We start from the raw sequence: 25,675 nt of genomic DNA, 5'->3' as shown, positions 1-25,675 counted from the left end.
TTGATTAATTAAGCTGATTTCATAACTTCTGTTAATTCATTTAGAACAGTCGTTGTGTCTTTAGATTCTAAAACAGCAACTTCAGCTACGAAACGTTCTTGTGCAGCTTCAAATAATTTTCTTTCGCTGAAGCTTCCATCAAGACTGTCAACATTTCGGCGCAAGTCGCGTAAAACTTCGGCAATCTGAATAAGGTCACCAGAGTTAATTTTTTCTTGATAAACAACAGCTCGTCTGGCCCACATGCCTTTGTTATTTTGTGGCTTGCCCTTAATGGTCGACATGGCTTTGCTTACGATTTCTCTGGATGCAATTTTACGAAGTCCCGCTTTTTTTGCTTTTGACAAAGGGATACGTAAAGTCATTTGATTATCTGGAAAAGAGATTTGAATCATTTCCAGTTTCGTACCAGCGATATCTTCTACACCGATACGATCAACACGCCCAACTCCATGTGCGGCATACACGATGGCATCGCCTTCTTGAAAAGGAAAAGTATCTTTATTAGTTACTTCTTGGGTCGCGGTTTTCGCAATAGCAGCGCGTGCCATTTCATCTGTGACACCGCCTTTTGGGGAGGAACGGAATATATTCATTTAAACGACCTTATCATAATTTTGACATATTGTCACTAAAATTATTTATTCAGATTCGAAGAAACAATTGAGATATGTTCAATTAAATTTACCATTGAATACCATTCACAGGTGCAATCGGAGCACCTGTTGGATCGCCAATTTGCTCTAACAAATCAATTTCTAAACTGCGTGTCATGGTTAGCATCGGTAAAGAGTGTGGGCTTTCATCAAAGGGATTTTGTAAATCACTGCCGATTTTATCCAAGGCTATGAATAAGAACCCTACTAAAGCAGAGCCAAGCGGTGTTAACCAACCCAAAGTTTGTACCATAGAGAAAGGTAAGATAACACAAGTAATTTCAGTTAGAAAACGCGGTAAAGTAGAAAATTGAATAGATAAGGGCGTATTTTTAATTCTTTCCAAAGCGCCTTGAGCATTGGCAATATCAGACAAAATACGGTCTATTTGAGAGTGAATGGCACCATCAATCTTCTTTTTTTCACATTCCTGTGTAACCATTAATCCGATTTGAAATAAAACACCGTTGGGCTGATTTCTTAACCCTTTAATGTATTCTTGAATATGGACAGGTAACACACGTTTAACATTGCTATTTAATAAAGCATCTTTATTACGTAAGTGATATGCTAAAACATAAGCGTATCCAGCAATAGCACGGGTTAAATCTGGATGACCTTTTAAAATAGTAGAGCATTGTCTGGAAAAAGAACGACAATTATTGGTGATCAAGCCCCAATGAGATCTGGCCTCCCACCATCGATTATAGGCAGTATTATTTCTGAAATTCATAAATAATACGAGTACAGAGCCGATCATAGCTGTTGGTAAAGCTGATTGATCGAACATATCAATATGAAATAATTTATAACAAATAACAACCATCATATCCCATATGAATAGAATAAAAAGCGCCTTGATACTATCTTGTATGATAAATCTAAGGCCACGGCGGGCATTAACGACCATTAATTAATGTCTCTTATTGTTGTGGTTGCATTATTATAATAATAAATAGCTAATATATAAGTAAATTTAATGCTTACAAGAAAATATGTCATTTTTAAGAAAAAAAGATTTATATAAAATCCATTATTGCCAGAAATCACTTATCAGCTGCTCTTACCCGTTGACTTTCGGTGCGTAATTGCCCACATGCAGCCAAGATATCTCTGCCACGTGGGGTTCGAATAGGGGATGAGTATCCAGCTTGCATAATAATATCAGCAAATTTTTGCACTTGTTGGGTATGAGAAGGTTTATAATCGCTTCCTGGCCAAGGGTTGAATGGAATAAGATTAACCTTGGCATGAATACCTTTTAATAAACGAACCAATTCATGAGCTTCAGCTTCGCTGTCGTTAATACCGCGTAACATGATATATTCAAATGTAATACGTCGCGAATTGCTGGCTGCAGGATAACGACGACAAGCATCAAGGACATCTTTAATTGGATATTTACGGTTTAAAGGGACAATTTCATTTCGCAGATCGTCTCTGACAGCATGTAAAGAAATTGCCAGATTAATTGCCAAGTCACTTCCGCATTGATCCATCATAGGTACAACACCAGAAGTGGAGAGTGTAATTCTGCGCCTTGAGATACCGATACCCTCGTCATCCATAGCAATACGCATGGCTTTGGCAATGTTTTCATAATTATATAAAGGCTCACCCATACCCATTAAAACAATGGTTGATAATAATCTGGGGCGATCTGCCGTAGGCGTTGGCCATTCACCATAACTGTCTCTGGTAGCCATAAACTGTCCAATAATTTCTGCAGCACCAAGATTACGTACCAGATTTTGCGTGCCAGTATGACAAAAACGACAAGAAAGCGTACAGCCTACTTGAGATGAAATACAAACAGCACCACGATCTGCCCTGCGGTCTGGAATATAAACCGTTTCTGCCTCTTGACCGTCTCTGAATTGGAAAAGGAACTTACGCGTTTCGTCTTTAGAGGTTTGCTCAGTCACAACTTTTGGTCTACTGACTACACAGCGATCTAATAATTTGGCACGCAAAGGTTTGCCAATAGAAGTCATTTCGTTAAAGTCCGTGGCCCCTTTGTGATAGATCCAATGCCACAGTTGCTTAGTACGAAAGCGTTGCTCTCCCATATCCACCAAAAACTGTTCTAATTCAGCACGGGACATTCCCACCAGCTCAGTTCTACCGTCAGGTAAAACCGGTGAAGGAGGAGAAAATTGTGCAGATTTAGCCAAAATTCTGGCTTTTTCTTCTTGGGTTAAATCCATCAAAGAAGGAGAGGTAAGAGTTTCAGCAGCGCTCATAAAACAAGATATTCCAAAATAAGAGAAAAAGAGAAAAATTAAGAACGAAGATAAGAGCCATTAATGTCAATATATCCTTTGGTAAGATTACAACTCCATATCGTTGCTGTACCATTTCCCAAATGAAGATCAACTTTAATTTTAACGGTTTCTTCTGACATATGACGATCAACTATTGTGCGGTCATAATCAGACAAAACCCCACCTTCATGAGCCACCCAAACCCCACCAATAGAAACGGATAAAGTGTCACGATTAGCAGGCTCTCCAGCTTTTCCAACAGCCATAACAACGCGCCCCCAATTGGCGTCTTCACCTGTAATCGCAGTTTTGACAAGTGGTGAATTACCTATAGCCATCGCAATTTTATGGGCAGATTCGTGACTGACGGCTCCATCAACGGTAATTTCGATCAGTTTACTGACCCCTTCACCGTCTTTGATAACTAATAAAGCAAGCTCTTTCAGTATTTTTTCAAGGCTATTTGCAAAATCAGTCAGGCGTGGATCAGAAGCATCGGTAATCTCAGGAGTGTTGGCAATGCCTGTCGCGAATAAGAGGAGCGTATCAGAGGTGGAGGTATCAGAGTCTACGGTAATTGCATTGAAGGTTGTTTTAACTTTTTCCGACAATAATGCTTGTAAAACAGACGCGGGCAGTTTGGCATCTGTTGTTACAAAAGAAAGCATAGTTGCCATATCAGGGGCGATCATGCCACTGCCTTTTGCAATTCCTTGAATAATGACCGTTTCTGTGCCAATTTTGGTTTTCAAAGAATAGCCTTTGGCAAAGGTGTCTGTGGTTAAGATCGCTTGTGCGGTTTCTGTCCACTGATTATCATCAAGTTGTTGATAGAGTTTTGGTATAATATGTACAATTTTTTGATAAGGTAATTGTTCACCAATAACACCTGTAGAGGCTACAAATATTTCTTCTGCATGACAGCCAATAGCTTTTGCAGCAGCTTCAGCAGAATGTTGAACTGCTTCAAAGCCAGCTTTGCCTGTAAAAACGTTGGCAATACCTGCATTAACCAATAATCCTCTGGCTGTACCATTGCTTAAAACGCTACGACACCAATCGATAGGGGCTCCAGGGCATTTGTTTTTAGTAAATACACCAGCAACCGTTGTAGAAGGTGCAAATTCCATCAAAGTTAAATCCAAGCGCCCCGAATATCTCAACCCTGCTTCAATAGAAGCCAAGCGCACTCCAGGAACAGGAGGTAATGAAGGGAGAGCAACCGCTAGCGGAGAGGTTGGAAGTTTACTCATAATGAAAAGACCTTTGTCAATGAAGTGCAAAAGATTAAAAAATATTGGATTAATAATAAAACAGAAATAACATTTAATAATGATATTTTTAAGAATATAATCAATAGCGTCTAATCTTATAAAGACTAATATTCTATAATATGAACTTTTTTCAAGCTTTCTTCGTATAATTTCATAATTGCTTCTTTGGTTATTTGTTCTTTAATGCTTTGCCTGACAGAATTTAAGGGTGGAGTTGAGCTATAACGCTCGTTAATTTTTTGAAATAACACCCACCCATAATCCGTTTTAATAGGTGTTTTTGTATATTCATCATTGTGCAAAACAGAGATGGTTTGGGCAATAGAAGGTGTTAAAGTGTCTTCTTTAAACCAACCTATATCTCCTTGTTTTATTTTTCCATTTTGTAAATCAATAGAATAAATACTGGCAAGATCGGTAAAAGTATGTCCATCTTTGAGTTTTTGTAAAATAATTTGGGCTATTTCTGGAGTTTGAACAATAATTTGACGTAAATGCACTTCCTTGACATGCGGTTGATGTAAATAATGCGCGTTATAATAATGTTGAATTGCTTGTTCTGTTAAAAAAGGTTTTAGTTTTTCGAAAAAATAGGCTTGTGAAAGTTTTTGTTGAACCAGATTTTTAGTCGCCACTTGAATATCTTGCTGGACGGAGAGCTGCTTATCAATTCCATCTTTTTGAATTGCAACCATTAATGCACGGTCAACAATAAGTTGCTTAATAAGTTGCGGATATAACAATTCTTTTGGTAGAGATTTTAATTCTTGGGGTAGATTAGAAACTAAAGCTTCTACGTCCTCTACCGTAATGGGTTCATTATTTACACGTGCTAATATTTGCTTTGGATAATTTGTAATTTCTAATGAACTTGGTGGTGCTTTGATTGGTTCGGATGTGCTTAACAAAGAAGAAGAAAAGTTATCATTAGGTAAAGAAAGAGCGGATATGGCCTTTACTGGATAAGAAAAAATGATTGTTTGAGTAATCGTAAAAATATAAAAAATAAATTTCTTATTACGAAATAAAACAATCATTTTTATCTAAATTCAACCTTATTGAGCAGTAGGAGGTGAGGGTGGTTGAATGGTATATTTTTTAATCACAGCATCATTCTTAGTAATTTGACTTTGTTTTACTGTGTCATCAATAACAGTTTTAACATTTTGTTGGATTAGCTTTTGGCGGATCATTGGTGTTACTTTATCCAATGGAGGAACAGGAACCTCTTTATACGCTAAAACTTGAATAACGTGGTAACCAAATGGACTTTTTACTGGCGTGGTGCTGGTTGTGTTTGCTTTCATTGCAAATGCAGCCTTGGAGAAATCAGGAACAAGCTCATCAGCTTTTACCCAACCAAGATCGCCACCATTTTGACCAGCTGTTGCTTTATCGATAGAACTTGCTTTTGCAAGATCAGCGAATTTTTTACCAGCTTTTAATTCCTTAATGATTTTTTCAGCTTCTGCTTGTGTTTTTACAAGAATATGACGAATATGAGCCTCTTTTAAAGGTGGTTTATTCGCATAATTTTCATCATAGAATTTTTTTATTGCTTCTGGCGTAATTGTTGGTTCAACTTTATTTTTCAAGAATGCATCTTGAATAATACTTGTTTTAGCAAGTTTTAATTGTTTTTGAACTTCTGGCGTATTTTCCAAGTTTGCTTTTTCTGCAGCTTGTTGAACAGCTTTTTGGTCAACCATTTGATCAACCATCATAGGCAATAAAACACCAGTAGGGATTTGGCTTAATTGAGCAGGTAATAGTTTCCGAGCATCTAAAACATCACCAACAGTAATATTTTGACCATTAACCGTTGCGAGGACTGTGCTTTTATCTGCATTTTCCAAAGAAGAAGCATCGTTTGTTGCTGCTGCAACTTCAGCTTTAGCAGGCTTAGCAGGTTCTTTAGCTGGTTCAGCGGCCATTAAAGCAGTGCTAAAAAGACTTGATGTAATTAAAAGACTTGCCGCAAAACGAAAAGTTTTATTAGAAATAGACATAAAAATACCTTAAAAATGATAAAGTTAGTGTTTGTTTTAACAAATTATACTTGAGGGCAATTATATCACATGAAAAAAAAATTGTCTTTAGTCAAATTTGATTATTTGGTGAAGTGAGACAAAGTAAAGAATATTAAAAAAATATATATTCACGAATGTCTATGATATGATATTAAAAGCTTTTTAAATATAATTATTGTTGACTTAGTTCTGCCTGAATTTGGTTAAGTTTAAATGAGATTACTGACGGACCTTGTGCTGACAGGCAGAGTTACGGGGTCGTTGTTTGGAAAATATTGATGTTTGCAAAATTTGCCCGTGCCATTATGGGCACCTCTAATGAGCGTTCATTAAAAGCCTATCAACGGCGAGTGCCTAAAATTAACAGTCTGGAGCCTGAAATACAAGCTTTGGATGATGTGGCTCTTGCCAATAAGACGATTGAATTTCGCAAGCGTCTTGCTGATGGTGAAGAGTTAGACGCGTTGTTACCAGAAGCTTTTGCTGTAGTCAGAGAAGCATCAAAACGCGTTTTGGGTATGCGTCATTTTGATGTGCAGCTTATTGGTGGGATGGTTCTTCATGATGGTAAAGTCGCAGAAATGCGTACGGGTGAAGGAAAAACACTGGTAGCAACACTTGCTGTTTATTTGAACGCTTTGCCAGCTAAGGGTGTGCATGTAGTTACAGTAAATGACTATCTTGCTTCACGTGATGCAGAAGAAATGGGGCGTTTATATAATTTTCTTGGGTTGACGGTTGGTACAATTGTTGCCGATCTTAATGACAACGAACGTAAGGCTTCTTATCAAGCAGATATTACTTATGGTACAAATAACGAATTTGGTTTCGATTATTTGCGCGATAATATGAAATATAGTTTTGATGAAATGGTTCAACGTGACTTTTTTTATGCGATCGTCGATGAAGTTGATTCTATTTTAATTGATGAAGCACGGACTCCGTTAATTATTTCTGGCGTTGCCGATGACAGTTCGGATTTATACAGATCTGTTGATGAAATTATCAAAGAGATTGTCAAAGATCCTGAAAATTACGAAAAAGATGAGAAATTCAAAACTGTTATTCCGACTGAGATAGGAACAGAACGTATCGAAGCAACTTTACGTGACAAAGAGGTTTTACGTGAAGGGGGGCTTTATGACATCCATAATGTTGCCTTGGTTCATCATATGCAACAAGCGTTGAGAGCCCATACTTTATTTGCCAGAGACGTCGATTATATCGTTCGTAACGATAAAATTGTGCTGATTGATGAGTTTACTGGGCGTATGATGGATGGTCGTCGTTATTCTGATGGTTTGCATCAAGCTTTGGAAGCCAAAGAGCATGTAACGATTCAGCAAGAAAATCAAACATTAGCGTCAATTACATTCCAAAATTATTTCCGTTTATATCCTAAATTATCTGGGATGACGGGAACAGCAATGACTGAAGTTGATGAGTTTGCAGAAATTTACAAGCTAGATGTTGTCTCCATTCCAACAAATTTGACAGTTCAACGTCAAGATGAGCATGATGAAATTTATCTAAGTGCGAATGAAAAATATGAAGCAGTCAGTAAATTAATCGAAGAAATTCATGCAAAAAAACAACCCATTTTGGTAGGAACGACGTCCATTGAAAAAAGCGAAATTCTTTCTAACTTATTAACAAAAAAGAAAATTCCTCATAATGTGTTAAATGCACGTTTCCATGAAAAAGAAGCACAGATCGTTGCGCAGGCCGGTGGATCTGGTGCAATTACAATTGCAACCAATATGGCAGGTCGTGGTACGGATATTAAACTTGGGGGGAATGTTGAAATGCTTATTCAACAACGCCTCTCAGATATTGAGGACGAAGAAGAACGTAAACAAAAAGAACAAGAGTTACGTGAACATACAAAATTAGATCACGAACAGGTCAAAAGTAATGGCGGCCTATTTGTTATTGGAACGGAACGTCATGAAAGTCGTCGTATTGATAATCAGCTGCGTGGTCGTGCTGGTCGTCAAGGAGACCCAGGAAATTCACGGTTTTTCTTGTCTTTAGAAGATGATTTGATGCGTATTTTTGGTTCTGAGCGAATGAGCGGAATGCTCCAAAAAATGGGTTTAAAAGAAGGGGAGGCTATTGTACATCCTTGGATTAACAAAGCCCTTGAAAAAGCACAGAAAAAAGTTGAAGAACGCAACTTTGATATGCGTAAAAATACGTTGAAATATGACGATGTTATTAATGATCAACGTAAAGAAGTGTATTCTCAACGTCGTGAATATATGACTTTGGAAGATGTATCTGAAACTATTACGAACATGCGTAATGATGTGATTACATCAATGATTTTAAATTATCTACCAGAAAAATCATTCGCTGAACAATGGCAGACAGAAGAATTAACTCTTGAAGTTAAGCGCTTACTTAACTTAGATTTACCTATTAAAGAATGGTCAGAAGAACCAACAATCAGTATTGATGATATTGAAAATCGTATCAAAGAAGCCGCAGAAAATGCTCACGCGATCAGAGCTGCGAATTTTGGTGCTTCGATAATGCGTTATGTTGAAAAGCAAATTTTACTGACGACTTTGGATGGTGTTTGGAAAGAGCATCTTTTGCGCCTTGATCAAATGCGTCAAGGAATTGGTCTTCGTGCTTATGGGCAAAAAGACCCTTTGAATGAATATAAAAAAGAGGCCTTCAACTTATTTCATTATATGTTGGACGAGTTGAATGAACGCGTTATTTCTACGTTATGTAGAGTAGAAGTGAATGTCACAACGGATGATGAAGCACCTGCTGATGATTTTCCCGAGGGACACTCTTTGCAAAGTTCACAAGGTGATGAGGTAGATATTTCTAAAGAGTGGACAGAAATTCTTGAGCAAGGGGACGATATTCCTCGTAATGCGCTTTGTCCTTGTGGATCAGGTAAGAAATACAAACATTGTCATGGCAGTTTGGCTTAGTTACTAAGTTTATTTAAAGATTAGAGAGAATTAAGAGAAAAATTTATGGCTGGACATTCTAAATTTAAAAATATCATGCATCGTAAAGGTGCCCAAGATGCACGTAGAGCAAGAGACTTTGCCAAAATTATTCGTGAAATTACCGTTGCTGCGAAAACAGGATTACCTGATCCTGCATTTAATCCACGTCTAAGGGCTGCTGTTGCTGCAGCCAGGGCGGTAAATATGCCCAAAGATAACGTTGACCGTGCAATCAAAAAAGCTGCAGGTAGCGGTGAAGGGGATAGCTTTCAAGAGGTGCGCTATGAGGGTTATGGCACGGCTGGAGTTGCAATTATCGTAGAGGCATTAACAGATAATCGTAACCGTACAGCATCTGATGTTCGTGCAGCTTTTAATAAATATGGCGGCTCTTTAGGGGAAATGAATTCAGTTTCTTTTATGTTTGAACGTTTAGGTGTGATTACCTACCCAGAATCAGTTGCTGAATATGATGCTATGTTTGAGGCCGCAATTGAAGCTGAGGCTGAAAATGTTGATTTGGTCGATGGTTATTATGAAATTACTTGTCCAATGGGAAATTTCTTTGCGGTTCGTGACGCTTTGGAGAGTAAATTTAGTGATCCAGAGAGCGCTAAAATTGAATGGCGTCCAAGCAATACCGTGACGTTAACTGAAGATAATGCTCAAACTTTGTTAAAATTAATTGATACACTAGAAGATCATGATGATGTGCAGAACGTTTTTGCTAATTTTGATCTTCCTGATGATGTTGCAGAACGGTTATCGGTTTAAATTTTGTGGTTAGAATTCTAGGGATTGATCCTGGTCTGCGTTTTACAGGTTGGGGTATTATAGACGCTCAAGGAAATCGTCTTTCTTATGTTGCTGGTGGGGTATTGGCAACGGACAGTAAAACAGCGGTTCCCGAGCGTCTTTGTGTTTTATCAGATGGTTTAGAAAAACTAATTGAACAATATACTCCTGATGAAGCTGCGGTTGAGGAAACTTATGTTAACCAAAATGGTACAGCAACATTGAAATTAGGGTATGCTAGGGGAGTTGCATTGTTAATTCCAGCCAAGCGTAGTTTGTGCGTGATTGAATATGGTGCAAAAACAGTTAAGAGAGCTGTTGTTGGTACGGGTGCTGCAACCAAGGATCAAGTTACTATGATGGTTAAGCGTATTTTACCTACTGCTGTCATACAAAAGGCAGATGCAGCAGATGCTTTGGCAATAGCGATTTGTCATGCACATCATCGTACTAGCTTGAATTCTATTGCACTTGGGAAGGTGATGGCATGATTGGGCAATTAACAGGATTATTAGTTGAACAGGTCGAGGCTGATCGCTGTTTAATTGATGTAAATGGTGTGGGGTATGTGGTTTTTGTATCTAATCGTACTTTATCTCGTTTACCCAGAGCACCCGAAGTTGCCCGAGTTTTAATTGAAACCATTGTCCGTGAAGATGCTATTTTGCTTTATGGATTCGCCGATAGCTTTGAACGGGACTGGTTTCGCCTCTTAACAACGGTTCAAGGGGTTGGGGTACGTATGGCTCTTTCTATTTTATCAACACTTTCCCCTGATGAGATCAGCACAGCAATTATGACTGCTGATAAAGCTACATTAACACGTGCGCCAGGGGTAGGTGCAAGGCTTGCTGTTCGTATTTTGACGGAGTTGAGTAGTAAGGTTGCTTCATTATCAGATCAAGTGGTATCTGTGATAGCTTCAGAGGTAAAAGGTAAGGAATCTATCCCTAAAACAACGCAGATATTATCAGATTGTCTGTTGGCTTTGGAAGGTCTGGGATTTCGTCGCGTGGAATCTCAACCTGTTGTTGTTAAAGTTATTAAGCGTTTAAACGAAGAAGGTAAAGGTTCAGAATTAGATTTAGTGATTCGTGAATCTTTAAAAGAGTTAGCAAGATGAACTCTTTGGAGAACCGCCCATTTGATGCAACGAAACGACCAGAAGATAATTTTGAGGTTGCTTTACGCCCGCAGTCTTTGTCTGAGTTTACTGGACAAAAAACTTCAAGAGAAAATTTGTCTATTTTTATTCAAGCAGCTCGTAAGCGTGAGGAAGCGCTGGATCATGTGCTTTTACATGGCCCTCCAGGCTTGGGTAAAACAACTTTGGCTCAAATTGTATCTAAAGAGCTGGGGGTTGGGTTCAGGGCAACTTCTGGTCCTGTGATACAAAGGGCAGGGGATTTGGCTGCTATTTTAACAAATTTACAGCCAAGAGATGTTTTATTTATTGATGAAATCCATCGTTTGCATCCTTCTATTGAGGAAATTTTATATCCTGCGATGGAAGATTTTCAACTTGATTTAATAATTGGTGAGGGGCCTGCTGCTCGATCAGTCAGGATTGATTTACCCCCCTTTACACTAGTTGCTGCAACAACCCGTTCTGGGTTGCTTGCGACTCCATTGCGGGATCGTTTTGGCATTCCTTTGCGTTTAATCTTTTATACACCAGAAGAGCTAAAGTTGATTGTTGCTCGTGGCGCTAGAAAACTGGGTTTTGAATTAACGGATGATGGTGCCGTGGAAATTGCACGACGTTCTCGGGGGACGCCTCGTATTGCGGGGCGTTTGTTAAGACGTGTTCGAGATTTTGCTTTAATCACCCATAAAGAGGGGCAAGCTGTGAATAGCAAGCTTGCTGATGCGGCTTTATCACGCTTAGAAGTCGATCAAATGGGGCTTGATGCGATGGATCGGCGATATCTTATGCGTATTGCTGAATTTCATCATGGGGGGCCTGTTGGTGTAGAAACGCTAGCAGCAGCCTTGGCAGAATCCAGAGATACATTGGAAGATGTAATAGAGCCTTATTTGATTCAAGAAGGTTTGGTTTTGCGAACGAGTCGTGGACGTGTACTAGGAGAAAGAGGATGGAAACATTTAAATTTAGTTCCGCCGCCTTCTATTACGACACAATTTGATCTATTAAATGATACGACAGAAGAAGGAGAGTAAAATGGAAATTATGGCGCAAGAAGGCGACGAAGTGTTAACAAAAGCACGATTAATGTCCAAAGATGAGATCCAAAACTATCAATTTAGAATTTGTTATGAAGATACAGATGCTGGTGGTGTAGTTTATCATGCAAAATATTTAGGAATTGCAGAACGTGCAAGAACAGAATGTATCCGTCGTTTAGGTGGAACTGTTGCAGAGCTATATTATGAATATGGACAAATTTTAGTTGTTCGCCAAATGGAGATTCAATATAAAAAACCGCTTTTCCTTGATGATATGGCGAATGTAAGAACCAGCTTAATAACAGCTCTAGGGGCAAGTTGTTGGTTGTCGCAAGTGTTCTCGCGTGAGGATGAGATCGTGACTGAAATTAAGTTACAACTTGTGTGTCTTAAAAAGAGTGATTATACCCCATCTCCATTTCCACGTAATTGGCAAAAGATTTTTGATGCATTAAGTGAAGTTAACTCTTAAAAGAAAATTTCATTCAAATGAAAACGAGATTGTTTTTGTTTGCAAAAATAGTTAACACTTGTTTTATAGAGAAATAAAATCTTAGCCTCATTAGTATCAATTTTAGATGCTAATGAGATTCATAGTGCAGGAGGCATTTTTGGATCCAACGATTAATGCAGCAAATTTGGCTGCACCAGCAGCAGACTTATCCCCTTGGGCATTGTTTATTCACGCGGCACTTGTTGTTAAGTTAGTGATGATTGGTTTGGTTATTGCCAGTATTTGGGTATGGGCAGTTATCTTCGATAAAATTATTACTATTCGCAAAACAAAACGTCAGGCTGATGAATTTGAAGATTTGTTTTGGTCAGGTGGTAGTCTTGATGATCTTTATGATCAGTATGGAGTGAAACCTAATCATCCAATGGCTGCAGTATTCAGTGCAGGTATGGGGGAATGGCGCAGATCTGCACGTATTACTGGTCTTGATATGAGCAGTGATGGAGTAAAACAACGTATCGATCGTGCGATGTCTATTACCATTACCAGGGAAATGGAACGTTTAGAACGTTGGTTAACCTTACTTGCAACCGTTGGGCCAGTGGCTCCATTCGTTGGACTGTTTGGTACAGTTTGGGGAATTATGCATGCGTTCGCATCAATTGCTCAGTCAAATAACACCAGCCTTGCGGTGGTTGCTCCTGGGATTTCAGAAGCATTGTTTGCAACAGCCCTAGGGTTGCTGACTGCTATCCCCGCCGTTGTGGCTTACAACTTTTTTAGTCATAAGTTAAATTTGTTTGCTGAACGTTTAGAGGGGTTTGCAACTGAATTTTCTGCAATTCTTTCTCGTCAATCCGAAGCATCAATTTCTTCAAGTAAATCTGACGCTGTAGAAAACCAGGAATAAATTAATGGGATTTTCTGTTCAAGGTGGATCTGGCAGGGGTGGGCGAGGACGTCGTCGCCCTCAGGCAGATATTAACGTGACTCCAATGGTTGACGTTATGTTGGTATTATTGATTATTTTTATGGTCGCTGCACCGATGATGACCAGCGGTATTAACGTGGATTTGCCAAAGACAGATGCAAAGCCTGTTAATGCAGATACGAAACCCATTACTGTAACTGTCAAAGAAGATGGCTCTGTATATTTGGGCGATAATGTGGTGGATATGAACCAGTTGGTTGATCAGTTGCGCGCTGTATCACAAAATGACCCAGAGCATCGCATCTTTGTAAAGGGCGACCAGCATATTAATTATGGACGTGTGATGGAAATTATGGGCCGTATTACGGCAGGTGGGTTTACCCATGTTGCATTGTTGGCTCAGATGCCTAGCTCTGGATCAGCGCCTGCTGGGGGGCAACAACCAGCACCATTGCCACCAGCTGCACCTTCTCGTAATCCTTAATCTAAGGGATCTTTATCGATGCTGGGTATGTATCGTTCTGAACGTAAACTTTTTGGTTGTTCTATTGTCGCATCTATCGGAACGCACCTAAGTGTTGTTGTGTTAATGCTTTTGCTGCCTTTTCTTTTTCAATCCGCTCCTCCACCCAAACCTCCTGAAGAGCAACCTGTTGAGGTCGAATTTGAAAGCGATAATAGTGGGCAAGAGGTTCCTGCTAAGGCAGAGACTGATTCTCCCAATCCAAATGCACCTGCGCCTGAAAAATTAGATGCACCACCAGCACCAACGAAACCAATAGATGCGCCAACTGAGGAACCACCACCAGTACCTCCGCCGCCACAACCATTACCACCACCTCCGCAATCTGTTGCAAAAATGGAAAACGTTCAGCCTGTTCAAGAACAAGCGATGGATTCGCCTGCTGATTCTGCGGTCACATTACCTCCAGTTGTAGCACCTTTGACATCGTCGTCACAGTCTAAGTCTCCGGCACCACCATCTCCTTCACCGATGCCTGATGCATTACCAACAGAACATCAAACATTTTCTAAAATAACAAAACCCGAAAAAGCAACGCAAGAAGTGCCTGATACTTCTACATTGGAAGCAGCCATAAGCGCAAATCGTGCAGATCAAAAGCAAACACATCCTCCTAAATCTGCTGCGAACCCTCGACAAGGAGGTGCACCAAATGGTGGTGGCGCACGTAATGGGGATATTACCAAAGGGCTTTCTAAAGGACAGCAGGGTAAAATCGCATCCTCAGTAAGACGTTGTTATACACAAGATACAGCGGCGAAGGATTATGCAAATAATATTGCTCATATGGAAGTCACTGTGGATGAGACAGGTGAAGCGCGTATTGTTAAATTTGATGCAGCAACCCAGGCGAAAATGAATAGTGATCCAGCTTATCGTGCATTTGCAGAGCGTTCCAGAGATGCAGTGTTAAATCCAACTTGCTCTAAGCTACCGATTCCAACTAATTTATTGGGTAAAAGAAATACGGTTAAGTTTGTATTCCGTCCTTAATTTTTTGTGATAAAGGGAAGTTTGATGATAAGGCATAGCTGTATTATCTTATGTCTATGCATTATTCGATATAGCTTGTTATTTAGTTTTTAGTCATTTTCGTTTGCCTTCCCAATAGAGCAGTAGGCACCTGTAATGATCTCTAAGTCTGAAAAAGCAAAGGTTGAAATATTTAATTCGAATTCTTGGGATGTGAAGTTGATTTCTTCACCTCTAGCTGAGTGTTCCTATCAAGGATTTAACTCAAATACTGATAAGGTTAGGAAGAAGGAACTCAACAAGGGACTTTCCAGAGGTCAGCAATCTGCAATAGTATCCTCTATCCGTCGTTGTTATTCGCAAGACCTTTTGGCTAAAAATTATCGACTATATGTGGCATCCATGGTGGTTATAATTGATAAATCAGGAATAGCAAAAATTGTAAAATTCGATACAGCAACGCATGCAAAAATGAATAGTGATCCGGCTTATCGTGCATTTGCAGAACGTGCTAGACAAGCGGCATTAAATCCAGCTTGATCTAAATTACCTATTCCAAGTAGTATGTTAGGGAAAAGTAATACGATTCGATTTGTATTTCGCCCTTAAATATGTCGTAATTCTATGGTAATTATTGTTTAATATAGAGTAAAATAAGGAAGTTAATTTTATGCGCCCGATTATTTCTGATAAAGAAGCTGATATTCTCAGTGATATGTTATTGCCTCGCCGTACAATGCTCTATGGATGTGCTGCTGTAGGTGGTGTTCTTGCAACACCTTTGTCTTCTGCTTTTGCACAGTCTGGGGACAATGCGCCAGGGGCTGCTGAAATTACAGTTGATCGTGCTCGTAACGAACCTATTCCTATTGTTGTCCCAAGTTTTGGGTCAGGTAATGGGGCAACGATTACTCAAGTTATTACTGATGATTTAAATAATACAGGGTTATTTCGTGTTATTAGTGCTACTTCATCATCTGCGACTCCTGATTTTGCATCATATAAGGCAATGGGCGCACGTGCAGTTGTAACTGGTAATACTTCTGGTGGACGTGTAGAGTTTCGTCTGTGGAATACACTAACAGGACAACAAATCCAAGGAACTGCATATTCTTTTTCAGGAAGTGCCGAAGTTCGCCGTGTGGCTCATATGATTGGCGATGTCATTTATGAGCGTATGTTAGGTGAAAAAGGATATTTTAACACACGTATTGCGTATGTTTCTCAAACAGGTCGTCGCTCTAATCCAACTAAAAAATTGGCTGTTATGGATTATGATGGTGCAAATAGTCGTACTTTGACAAATGGGAAATGGCTTGTTTTAACCCCACGTTTCAGCCCCGTTAGCAATCAAGTCGCATTTATGTCTTATGTAAATGATCGACCTCGTGTGTATTTGTTTAATTTACAAACTGGGCAACAAAGATTGTTAGGGGATTTCTCTGGTATTTCCTTTGCGCCTCGTTTTTCTCCTGATGGGCGTTCAGTTGTTATGTCTGTGACACGTGGTGCAGGATCAGATATTTATGTTGTGGATCTTGCATCTGGTTCTAAAAGACAACTGACCAGTTCTGGTGCAATTGATACCAGTCCTTGTTATAGTCCAGACGGTTCTCAGATTGTTTTCTCTTCTGATCGTGGTGGAAAACAACAACTTTATATTATGAGTGCAAGTGGTGGTGGTGCCCATCGTATTTCTTATGGTAGTGGCAGTTATGCGGGTCCAGTATGGTCACCGCGTAAGGATGTGATTGCTTTCGTTCGCATCTCAGGTGGATTCTCATTAGGTGTTATGGCTCCAGATGGAACGGGGGAACGTATTTTAACGAAGGGTTACACTGTTGAAAGCCCAACTTTCTGTCCAAATGGTCGTGTTCTAGCGTTCTGTAATCAATCTGCAGCAGGTGCTGGTGGTTCAGGATTCTCGTCCTCTATCAAAACAATAGATGTCACCGGATTTAACGAACATTCAGTTCGAACACCAACGATGGCTTCCGGACCATCTTGGTCTTCTAGCAACACTTAAAAAATAAATGTTAAATATGTGTAAAAAACATAAGCAAAATAAAAACTTTTTGATAAAATAGTTTTAATCTTTGCCTGGTTTGCAGGTTTAGGTGGCAAAAGAGCATGTAATTAACATTGTTCTTTTGATTTATTTAATGTTTGTTTTATGCGATCATTTATCATTAGATAATTTGAAAGCTATTTTGTAGGAATACAGATGATGAAATTAAAGCTTCTTGGTGCTTTTGGTGCTGCATTGATGCTTGCTGCGTGCGGACATAGTGATGATAAAGGGGCGTCAACAGGAAATGGTGCTGCTCAACAAACTGTTAGTGGTGTAGTTCCTGGTAGCCAAGCTGATTTGGTTGCTAATGTTGGTGATCGCGTTTTCTTCCCATTTAATTCAAATAACTTGACCAGCGACGCACGTTCAACATTAAACCGTCAATCAGAATGGTTAAAACGTTATCCTAACGTTCAAGTTATGGTTGCTGGAAACTGCGATGATCGCGGAACTGAAGAGTATAATATTGCTTTGGGTTCACGCCGTGCGAACGCTGCTCGTGATTATTTGGTTTCTTTGGGTGTTTCTTCTGATCGTATTACTACGATTTCTTATGGTAAAGATCGTCCAATCTCTGAAGGCGATAACGAAGAAGCATATGCACAAAACCGTAATGCAACAACTTCTGTTCGTTAATAAATATTGATTGTTCAATATTGTTAAAAGCCGATGAAACGTACTATACGTTTCATCGGCTTTTTGTTATTTATAAAGTAAATCTTTTGTTCGATTTGTGATTATGGAAATCTTTATTTTATAGATGAATCCGATTTAAATATCTTTAAAGGATAATATAGATGCTATTTTTAAAAACCAGTTCTCAACAATCAGATTATTTATCATATAAAAAATTATTTAAAGGTGCTTTGTTAGGAGTATTTTTACTTTCAGGAGGAATGACTAGCGCCGCGTATGCACAAGATCGCGATATGATTTCAATACAAAATCAAATTGAAGCCTTAAAAGCACAAGTTAGTCAATTACAACAAATGCCATCATCATCTGGCAGCTCTGATCGTAATTCTAAGGGTAATAGCCAAAATAATGGCGATCCAAGCGGCTTGTTACCTGAATTATTAACGAGAGTGAATAATTTAGAAGATCAACAGCGAATTATGCGCGGGCAACTAGATGATTTAACCAATCAAGTACAAACAAAAATTGATTTATTAAATAAAAAAATCGATGATGCAAATTTCGCCGCTGGTGGAAGTGGTGGTGGGGCAAGCACCTCAGCTGCAGCACCAACAGCGTCTGTTTCAGAAAAACCTGCTCCTCAGGCTACCCCAAGTGCTGGAAGCTCTTTAAAAGATGGACAGCAAGCATTAATGAATAAAAATTATTCTGAAGCAGAATCTATTGCACAAAATATTATAAAAACACCTCAAGGTAAAAAATCTGTTCCTGCTCATTTCTTGTTGGCACAATCTTTAGCAGGTCAGCAACGATACAAAGATGCATCTGTTGGGTATTTTGATATTTATAAAAAATTTCCAGATTCTACACGTGCACCAGAAGCACTGTTAGGGGTCAGCATTACTTTATTGAAAAATGGCGATAGTGCCGCTGCATGCCAGGCTTTGGGATTATTGAATAATAAATATCCAAATGCGTCCAGCCGTATTAAAGGGGCAGCATCAAACCTACATAAAAAAGCAAAATGTTCTTAATGTTGAATAATGGATGATCAAGAAATTACTCCTCTTACTCAAGAGGAGTTCAATCAATATATAGAACCCTTAGGGCCATGGGGGGAAGATAGAGATAATATCTCTCCTATTGCAATAGCGGTTTCTGGTGGTGCAGATAGTTTATGTCTTGCTTTACTAGCCCATGGATGGCGAAAGAATATTATTGCGTTTATTGTTGATCATCAATTAAGAGATTCTTCTACGCAAGAGGCTTTTATTACACAAAAACGCTTGACTGACTTATCTATTCCATCTGAAATTTTAACACTAGATAATTTAAAATTAGGTTCAGCCCTAGAAGAACGGGCAAGAATAGCTAGATATAATGCTTTATTTGATGCATGTGAAGAAAAAGGATGCGTTGATTTATTATTAGGTCATCATGCAGGGGATCAAGCAGAAACAGTTTTAATGCGCATTCGTGCAGGTAGTGCTGCTGATGGTTTGGCAGGGATGGCCTCTATTATGGAGTTGCCTAACATCCGATTGGTTAGACCGTTATTATCTGTATATCCTCAACGATTACGTAAGACTTTGAAGCAAAAAAATGTTGCTTGGATAGAGGATAGTTCTAATCAAGATATGCGAATTCAAAGGAATAGAATAAGAAAAGAGCTTTCTTTGAGCTGGAGTAAGTCTGGAACGGTTTCTGTTTTATTAAAACGAGCATCTGAAGAAGGGTATTGTAGGATGAAGCGGGACCAAGAACAAGCAGATTTATTAGCTCAACAAGTTGAAATGAGACCTGAAGGATTTGCGATTTTATTTCCTAACTCAGTTGAGCCAAGGGCTTTAGGAGCAATAATTCGTACAATTTCAGGCTCTATTTATATACCGCTTTATCAGTCCATAGAAAGATTAAGTCGTCATTTGCGAGCTATGACCATTGGTGGGGTTAAAATACAACCAGCAGGCCGACTAGGTAAGGGATGGTTATTGTTTCGTGAAGAAGCAGCTATGCAGAATCGTATAAATGTCTATGAAGACTGTATTTGGGATCAGCGTTTTAGGGTCATTATTCCAAAAGATCAATTTAAAGCAGGAATTCAAATTGGTGCTTTGGGGAATGCTTATAAAGAATTTGCAAATCGTCAAACTCTACCTGCAGCTCTCTTGAGAGTTTTGCCTGCGTTTTGGGATGGCGATAATTTGTTGGCTGTCCCGCATTTAAATGTATTTTTGGATGATGTTATCAAAGAATGGCAAATTATTTTTCAACCCAAGCAACCAATGACACAAAGTTATCTTTTTTCAAGTGTATGAAAGAAATCAAATTTTGTTTAATATGGAAAATAAGTGAACAAAATAACTTTTAAGTCTATGAAAAATCTATTTTCGTTCTTATGTTAATTAGATAATAGTAAGCCATCAAACAAAATCATATTAATTTTGTTTAAAGGGTATGTAAAACAAGACGTGTTTGTATTGAACATTGAAATATAAAGTAGAATGAACAAAAAAAATTTTGGCCGTAATTTAAGTTTGTGGGTTGTCGTGATCGTTTTGGTCATGTTGGTTGTTGGGGTTTTCCGCCCCGAAACAGAGCAATCTGCTGGGGAACAAATTAATTATACTCAGTTCATGGATAATATTAATGCAGATAAAATCAAATCTGTAGTTATCCAAGACCGTAATTTAAATGGTAAGTATAAAGATGGTAAGTCATTTACGACATATCTTCCTCCTTTTACCAATGATTTACTTACCCAACTAGCTAATAAAAATGTAACAATTGAGTCAAAACCTTTGGATAATCAGCCTAATTTATTTTGGCGTTTGATTATTAATTTGCTTCCAACTCTATTAATTATTGGGTTGTTTATTTTATTGATGCGCAATATGCAAGGTGCTGGTGGTAAAGCCATGGGTTTTGGCAAGTCCAAAGCCAAGATGTTGACAGAAAAACAAGGTCGAGTGACTTTTGCAGACGTTGCAGGTATTGATGAAGCAAAAGCAGAGTTAGAGGAAATTGTTGAATTTTTAAAAGATTCTCAAAAGTTCCAACGCTTGGGTGGTAAAATTCCTAAAGGTGTTTTGCTTGTAGGCCCACCAGGAACAGGTAAAACTTTGCTTGCTCGTGCAATTGCGGGTGAAGCAAATGTTCCTTTTTTTACCATTTCAGGTTCTGATTTTGTTGAAATGTTCGTTGGTGTGGGTGCATCCCGCGTGCGCGATATGTTTGAACAAGGGAAAAAAAATGCGCCTTGTATTATCTTTATCGATGAAATCGATGCAGTAGGTCGTCATCGTGGCATGGGTATGGGCGGTGGAAATGATGAACGTGAGCAAACATTAAACCAAATGTTGGTTGAAATGGATGGGTTTGACAGTAATGAAAGTGTTATTTTGATTGCTGCAACCAACCGTCCTGATGTTTTGGATCCAGCCCTTTTGCGCCCAGGACGTTTTGATCGTCAAGTTATGGTTCCTAATCCTGATGTTGTAGGACGTGAAAAGATTTTGCGTGTGCATATGCGCAATGTGCCTTTGGCTTCTGATGTTGATCCAAAAGTTATCGCTCGTGGAACCCCTGGATTTTCAGGTGCAGACTTGGCAAATTTGGTTAATGAGGCGGCTTTGTTGGCAGCTCGATTAAATCGCCGTACAGTTTCGATGATTGAATTTGAAAATGCCAAAGACAAAGTAATGATGGGTGCTGAACGTAGATCTTTGGTGATGAGTGACGAAGAAAAGAGAAATACTGCTTATCATGAAGCGGGACATGCTCTTTGTGCTCTTTTAATTCCTGGATGTGATCCTGTTCATAAAGCAACGATTATTCCTCGTGGTCGTGCGCTGGGAATGGTAATGAGCTTACCAGAAGGAGATCGTTATTCCGAGACTAGGTTAAGATGCAAAGCTCGCCTTGTATTAGCTATGGGGGGACGTTGTGGTGAAGAATTAGCCTTTGGTCCTGAAAATGTCACTAGTGGTGCCTCTGGAGATATCAAAATGGCAACGAATCTTGCTCGTAACATGGTTACAGAGTGGGGGATGAGTGAAAAACTTGGTATGATTAATTATGATGACAAAGACCAAGGTTATATGGGGCAAAGTAATACTGTTTCTGGTTCTACTATTCGGGAAATTGAGATTGAAGTTAAGCAATTAGTTGATGAAGCCTATGAGCGAGCAATGAATTTGCTAATTGAACACAGAGAACAGTGGGAAAGATTAGCAAAGGGTTTGTTAGAGTATGAAACTTTGAATGCAGATGAAATTCAACGTGTGTTACGTGGAGAGAAAATTGAACGTAGTTTAGTTGATGATTCGACTAAAAACCTTCGTTCATCTGTTCCTGAAGTCAGTTCGGAAGAAAAAACAGAATCTACAACTCAGATTAAACCTGAAGTAGAGATGGAAAATAAAGAATCAACGATTATTTCTCAAGAAAAAGCAGAAGGAAAAGAAGATAAAACAGAACCTACTGCTTGATTTATTTACTTAATAATCTGTTTTTTAAAAGTGAAAGAAGAAATTCTTTCACTTTTTTTATATCAAGACTTGGCGAATGCGCGATCTCTTTATATTAATTAAAAGATGCAAAAAGATTTATTTATAGAACCGCTGTCATTTTTATATGATGATATTGCCCAACAAGCGATCAAATCCAAAAAAGCTTATCCTTTTTTAGGTCAAAAGAAACTGGCCTTTTCTATGTTAAGGTCAATTAGCTCAGATCAAAATGGATTGCCGATATCTATGGATGCTATTCCTATGCATTGGCAAGAAAAGCTAGAACAATTTTCCTTGCCATTACCTTTGGCAGGTTTGCCTAATGGTTCCTTAGTGATGGGTATTTTAAATATTACTCCTGATAGTTTTAGTGATGGTGGCAAGCATTTTCGACCTAATGATGCGGTTCGAGCTGCACATCAAATGGTTCAAGATGGTGCAGCTATTATTGATATTGGTGGAGAAAGTACCCGACCAGGATCTATTGCAATCACACCACAAGAGGAATGCGAACGTATTTTACCGGTGATTAAAGCATTACAAGGATGTGGTGCATTACTTTCAGTTGATACGCGCCATGCATATACAATGCGTTATGCCCTTGAGGCAGGTGTAGATATTATCAATGATATTTCAGCTTTAGAAGACCCACTAAGTGCCAAAATTATAGCTGACGCAAAATGTCCAGTGATGTTAATGCATATGCGTGGAACACCACAGACGATGGTAAACTATACAAATTATGATAATATCCTATATGATGTATTATTCGAACTTCAGCAGAAAATCGAGTTTGCAGAGCAAGCAGGCATTCATCGTGATCAAATTATTATTGATCCAGGAATAGGTTTTGCAAAAAATAAACAGCATAATTTATTGTTAATAAAACATTTTCCTATTTTTGCTAACTTAGGGTGTCGTTTATTGTTGGCGGTATCAAGAAAACGTTTTATTAAAGAGATTATGAGTAATATTGATTGTGAGCATTATGATTGGGGAACAATAGTTTCGTCTTTACCATTTATGATGGTTGGTAATGGTATTATTCGTGTGCATAATGTGCCAGCAATGGTACAGTCAATGAAACTATGGCAAGCTTTACATTAAAAGCAAAAAAGCTGTTTAAATCAAATAACCTTGGGCAAATAAATGAGCAATCAAAGAGTTTTTTTTGGAACAGATGGAATTCGCGGAACGGCTAATACTAATCCTATGACAGTTGAGGTTGCTCAAAAATTAGGGCAAGCAGTAGGTTTATTATTTTTGAACAAAGCTGATAAAAGACGACATCAAGTTTTAATTGGCAAAGACACACGTTTATCGGGTTATATGATTGAGAGTGCTTTGGTAGCAGGTTTTCTCTCTGCAGGTATGGATGTTGTAGTTGTTGGGCCAGTGCCTACTCCAGCGATTGCGATGTTAACACGTTCACTGAGAGCTGATTTAGGCGTGATGATTTCCGCCTCACATAATCCTTATTATGATAATGGGATTAAGATCTTTAATCGTGATGGATTTAAGCTTTCTGATGCTCAAGAAATTGAAATTGAGAATTTGATACAATCTGATTTTTCTAGTCAGTTAGCAAGCCCTAAACATATTGGACGAGCTGTTCGTTTGGATGATGCAGCGGGTCGATATATTGAACATGCTAAAGCTTCTTTCCCAAGACAATATCGTTTAAATGGATTGAAAATCGTTATTGATTGTGCCAATGGTGCCGCTTATAAAGTTGCCCCCACAGCTTTATGGGAGCTAGGGGCAGAGGTTATTTCTTTGGGATGCAATCCTAATGGATTTAACATTAATGATAAATGCGGTTCAACCTATCCAGAGGCTCTAGGAAAGGCTGTGATAGAGCATCAAGCAGATATTGGTATTGCCCTTGATGGGGATGCAGATAGAATGTTATTGGTTGATGAGACTGGTAAAGTTATTGATGGGGATCAAATTTTAGCATTGATTGCTTCTTCTTGGGCAGCCAAAGGTGATTTACCAAATAAATGTGTGGTTGCAACGATTATGTCTAATATGGGATTGGAACGTTTCTTAAATTCCAAAGATATTGAGCTGTTAAGAACTCGTGTAGGTGATCGGTATGTTGTTGAGAAAATGCGTGAGTTAGGTTGTATTATTGGTGGTGAGCAATCTGGGCATATGATTTTATCAGACTTCTCGACAACAGGGGACGGGCTGATAGCAGCGTTGCAAGTTTTGGCAGTTTTGGTTGAAAAGCAAGAGAAAGCAAGCAAAGTTTGTAATATGTTTGCGCCTTTTCCACAAGAATTAAGAAATATTCGCTTTGAGGGAAATAATCCTTTGACACATGAAAGTGTTAAAAAAGCATTGCGACAAGCCGAAGAACAGTTGGGAAAAGATGGACGTATTGTCCTCAGAAAAAGTGGTACAGAACCTCTGATTCGTGTTATGGCCGAGGCAGAGGATTACAGTACAGTAGACCAAATTCTTACACAATTATGCACAATCATTAAAAAAGTTAATGAGAGTTGATCATTTTTTTTTGCTTCTTATTAAGAGGTAAGAAATAACATCATTTACCAGTTGGTTGGTTTGCACAAAGAAACTGGCTGGTGCTGAGAGTAATTGCTGGGTAGGTTGGATGTAAAGATCATTTGTTAAATCTAAAGAAGAACTGTTGATTAATCCTTGCAGAAGATATGGGGTTGTTTGTGGATGAAATTGTATACCAATAGCATTCTTTTTTATTTGGAAAGCTTGATTTTTACAAATTTGGCTTGAAGCTAATAAGGTTGCATTTTCAGGGATTTCAAATTCATCTGTATGCCAAAATAAACTGGTGAAATTATCTGGAAAATGAAAACAACCTTTTTTAGTAGTAGATTCGCCTTTAATAGGAAACCAACCAATCGCTTTATGAGGAGCAGGAGAGACTTTTGCTCCATAAATATTAGCGATCAACTGTGCGCCAAAACAGACGCCTAAGGTTGGAATATTCTTTTCAATAGCTTGTTTAATAAGCTCTTTTTCTTTTTTCAACCAAGGGTATTGATCCTCATCATGAACACTCATCGGTCCATTCAAGATAATGAGCAAGCTAGCAGAGTCAACATTTGGTAGAGGAGAATCTTGTTTATATAAAAAACAGATATCTGTCGCAAAGCCTTGTTCATGCAGCCATGACAGGATATATCCAGGTCCATCGGAAATAGTGTGCTGTAAAATAATAGCTCTCATTTTAGACCATTTCAAATATTTAAGTATAACTATTGCAGTTATTTTATAATACGTATAACTATATTTTAATATATACTAATTATAAGGTTATAATATTTATTTCTAATAAATTATATAAATAAAGCCCTCATTAAATAATAACGAGAGCTTCATTAATCAAGTTAGTTATAGATATTTTCTATA

The 25,675-nt window shown here is 38.5% G+C and carries 24 protein-coding genes; 17 read left to right on the top strand and 7 right to left on the bottom strand.

Annotation, left to right across the window (positions count from 1 at the left end):
* Positions 1 to 8: 8 nt before the first annotated feature.
* The 6 genes from QMN76_RS03365 to QMN76_RS03340 all read right to left on the bottom strand — a co-directional run bounded on the left by QMN76_RS03365 (position 9) and on the right by QMN76_RS03340 (position 6,203).
* The gene (locus QMN76_RS03365) at positions 9 to 596 is read right to left on the bottom strand and encodes a CarD family transcriptional regulator (RefSeq protein WP_034336386.1); all 588 of its coding nucleotides are present in this window, start codon (positions 594 to 596) and stop codon (positions 9 to 11) included.
* Between the two features lie 88 nt (positions 597 to 684).
* A complete protein-coding gene (locus QMN76_RS03360; protein ID WP_034336388.1) occupies positions 685 to 1,566 on the bottom strand; it encodes a bestrophin family protein in 882 nt (293 codons plus the stop codon).
* A 136-nt stretch (positions 1,567 to 1,702) separates the two neighbouring features.
* Positions 1,703 to 2,899 (bottom strand): dual-specificity RNA methyltransferase RlmN, encoded by a 1,197-nt coding sequence (gene rlmN, locus QMN76_RS03355; protein WP_034336391.1) that lies wholly within the window; start codon positions 2,897 to 2,899, stop codon positions 1,703 to 1,705.
* A 38-nt stretch (positions 2,900 to 2,937) separates the two neighbouring features.
* Positions 2,938 to 4,173 (bottom strand): bifunctional glutamate N-acetyltransferase/amino-acid acetyltransferase ArgJ, encoded by a 1,236-nt coding sequence (gene argJ, locus QMN76_RS03350; protein ID WP_034336393.1) that lies wholly within the window; start codon positions 4,171 to 4,173, stop codon positions 2,938 to 2,940.
* Between the two features lie 125 nt (positions 4,174 to 4,298).
* The gene (locus tag QMN76_RS03345) at positions 4,299 to 5,231 is read right to left on the bottom strand and encodes a peptidylprolyl isomerase (protein WP_034336396.1); all 933 of its coding nucleotides are present in this window, start codon (positions 5,229 to 5,231) and stop codon (positions 4,299 to 4,301) included.
* An 18-nt stretch (positions 5,232 to 5,249) separates the two neighbouring features.
* A complete protein-coding gene (locus QMN76_RS03340; RefSeq protein ID WP_051461785.1) occupies positions 5,250 to 6,203 on the bottom strand; it encodes a peptidylprolyl isomerase in 954 nt (317 codons plus the stop codon).
* 299 nt (positions 6,204 to 6,502) lie between these two features.
* On the opposite strand from QMN76_RS03340, the gene secA reads away from it, so the two are divergent.
* From secA to glmM, 17 genes are all read left to right on the top strand, one after another.
* Positions 6,503 to 9,175 carry a preprotein translocase subunit SecA gene (gene secA, locus QMN76_RS03335; RefSeq protein WP_034336399.1) on the top strand — a complete coding sequence of 891 codons (2,673 nt, stop codon included), beginning with the start codon at positions 6,503 to 6,505 and terminating at the stop codon, positions 9,173 to 9,175.
* Between the two features lie 45 nt (positions 9,176 to 9,220).
* Positions 9,221 to 9,970: a YebC/PmpR family DNA-binding transcriptional regulator gene (locus QMN76_RS03330; protein ID WP_282023779.1), complete on the top strand. Its 750-nt coding sequence runs from the start codon at positions 9,221 to 9,223 to the stop codon at positions 9,968 to 9,970.
* A 5-nt stretch (positions 9,971 to 9,975) separates the two neighbouring features.
* Entirely contained in the window at positions 9,976 to 10,482 is a 507-nt protein-coding gene (gene ruvC / locus QMN76_RS03325; protein WP_034336403.1) for a crossover junction endodeoxyribonuclease RuvC, read from the top strand.
* Positions 10,479 to 11,114, top strand: coding sequence for a Holliday junction branch migration protein RuvA (gene ruvA / locus QMN76_RS03320; protein WP_034336406.1), 636 nt, complete (start codon positions 10,479 to 10,481; stop codon positions 11,112 to 11,114). Before ruvC ends, ruvA begins: the two co-directional genes overlap by 4 nt.
* Positions 11,111 to 12,172, top strand: a complete 1,062-nt coding sequence (gene ruvB / locus QMN76_RS03315) for a Holliday junction branch migration DNA helicase RuvB (protein ID WP_282023780.1) — start codon at positions 11,111 to 11,113, stop codon at positions 12,170 to 12,172. The genes ruvA and ruvB overlap by 4 nt, the downstream gene beginning before the upstream one ends.
* A gap of 1 nt (position 12,173) precedes the next feature.
* Positions 12,174 to 12,650, top strand: coding sequence for a YbgC/FadM family acyl-CoA thioesterase (locus tag QMN76_RS03310; protein ID WP_235176738.1), 477 nt, complete (start codon positions 12,174 to 12,176; stop codon positions 12,648 to 12,650).
* 139 nt (positions 12,651 to 12,789) lie between these two features.
* Positions 12,790 to 13,542, top strand: coding sequence for a protein TolQ (gene tolQ / locus QMN76_RS03305; protein WP_051461961.1), 753 nt, complete (start codon positions 12,790 to 12,792; stop codon positions 13,540 to 13,542).
* 4 nt (positions 13,543 to 13,546) lie between these two features.
* Entirely contained in the window at positions 13,547 to 14,047 is a 501-nt protein-coding gene (tolR, locus tag QMN76_RS03300; RefSeq protein WP_034336410.1) for a protein TolR, read from the top strand.
* An 18-nt stretch (positions 14,048 to 14,065) separates the two neighbouring features.
* Positions 14,066 to 15,079: a hypothetical protein gene (locus tag QMN76_RS03295; protein WP_034336413.1), complete on the top strand. Its 1,014-nt coding sequence runs from the start codon at positions 14,066 to 14,068 to the stop codon at positions 15,077 to 15,079.
* Positions 15,080 to 15,214: 135 nt separating this feature from the next.
* Positions 15,215 to 15,598, top strand: coding sequence for a hypothetical protein (locus tag QMN76_RS03290; protein ID WP_282023781.1), 384 nt, complete (start codon positions 15,215 to 15,217; stop codon positions 15,596 to 15,598).
* Between the two features lie 130 nt (positions 15,599 to 15,728).
* Entirely contained in the window at positions 15,729 to 17,084 is a 1,356-nt protein-coding gene (gene tolB / locus QMN76_RS03285) for a Tol-Pal system beta propeller repeat protein TolB (RefSeq protein ID WP_034336416.1), read from the top strand.
* Positions 17,085 to 17,285: 201 nt separating this feature from the next.
* A complete protein-coding gene (gene pal / locus QMN76_RS03280; protein ID WP_034336418.1) occupies positions 17,286 to 17,765 on the top strand; it encodes a peptidoglycan-associated lipoprotein Pal in 480 nt (159 codons plus the stop codon).
* Positions 17,766 to 17,926: 161 nt separating this feature from the next.
* Positions 17,927 to 18,799, top strand: coding sequence for a tol-pal system YbgF family protein (locus QMN76_RS03275; protein ID WP_282023782.1), 873 nt, complete (start codon positions 17,927 to 17,929; stop codon positions 18,797 to 18,799).
* Positions 18,800 to 18,808: 9 nt separating this feature from the next.
* A complete protein-coding gene (gene tilS, locus QMN76_RS03270) occupies positions 18,809 to 20,083 on the top strand; it encodes a tRNA lysidine(34) synthetase TilS (RefSeq protein ID WP_034336421.1) in 1,275 nt (424 codons plus the stop codon).
* Positions 20,084 to 20,269: 186 nt separating this feature from the next.
* Positions 20,270 to 22,255 (top strand): ATP-dependent zinc metalloprotease FtsH, encoded by a 1,986-nt coding sequence (gene ftsH / locus QMN76_RS03265; protein WP_282023783.1) that lies wholly within the window; start codon positions 20,270 to 20,272, stop codon positions 22,253 to 22,255.
* 105 nt (positions 22,256 to 22,360) lie between these two features.
* Positions 22,361 to 23,383, top strand: a complete 1,023-nt coding sequence (folP, locus tag QMN76_RS03260) for a dihydropteroate synthase (protein ID WP_282023784.1) — start codon at positions 22,361 to 22,363, stop codon at positions 23,381 to 23,383.
* Positions 23,384 to 23,425: 42 nt separating this feature from the next.
* The gene (glmM, locus tag QMN76_RS03255) at positions 23,426 to 24,787 is read left to right on the top strand and encodes a phosphoglucosamine mutase (protein ID WP_282023785.1); all 1,362 of its coding nucleotides are present in this window, start codon (positions 23,426 to 23,428) and stop codon (positions 24,785 to 24,787) included.
* Here glmM and QMN76_RS03250 read toward each other — a convergent pair whose 3' ends face one another.
* Positions 24,788 to 25,492 carry a type 1 glutamine amidotransferase gene (locus QMN76_RS03250; RefSeq protein ID WP_034336428.1) on the bottom strand — a complete coding sequence of 235 codons (705 nt, stop codon included), beginning with the start codon at positions 25,490 to 25,492 and terminating at the stop codon, positions 24,788 to 24,790.
* Positions 25,493 to 25,675: the final 183 nt, after the last annotated feature.

The organism is Commensalibacter papalotli (ex Botero et al. 2024), from assembly GCF_947179115.1.
In the GTDB taxonomy this organism is placed as follows: Bacteria; Pseudomonadota; Alphaproteobacteria; order Acetobacterales; family Acetobacteraceae; genus Commensalibacter; species Commensalibacter papalotli.
The sequence above is the reverse complement of the archived record's forward strand: the minus strand, read 5'-3'. Positions and strand labels throughout refer to the sequence as shown.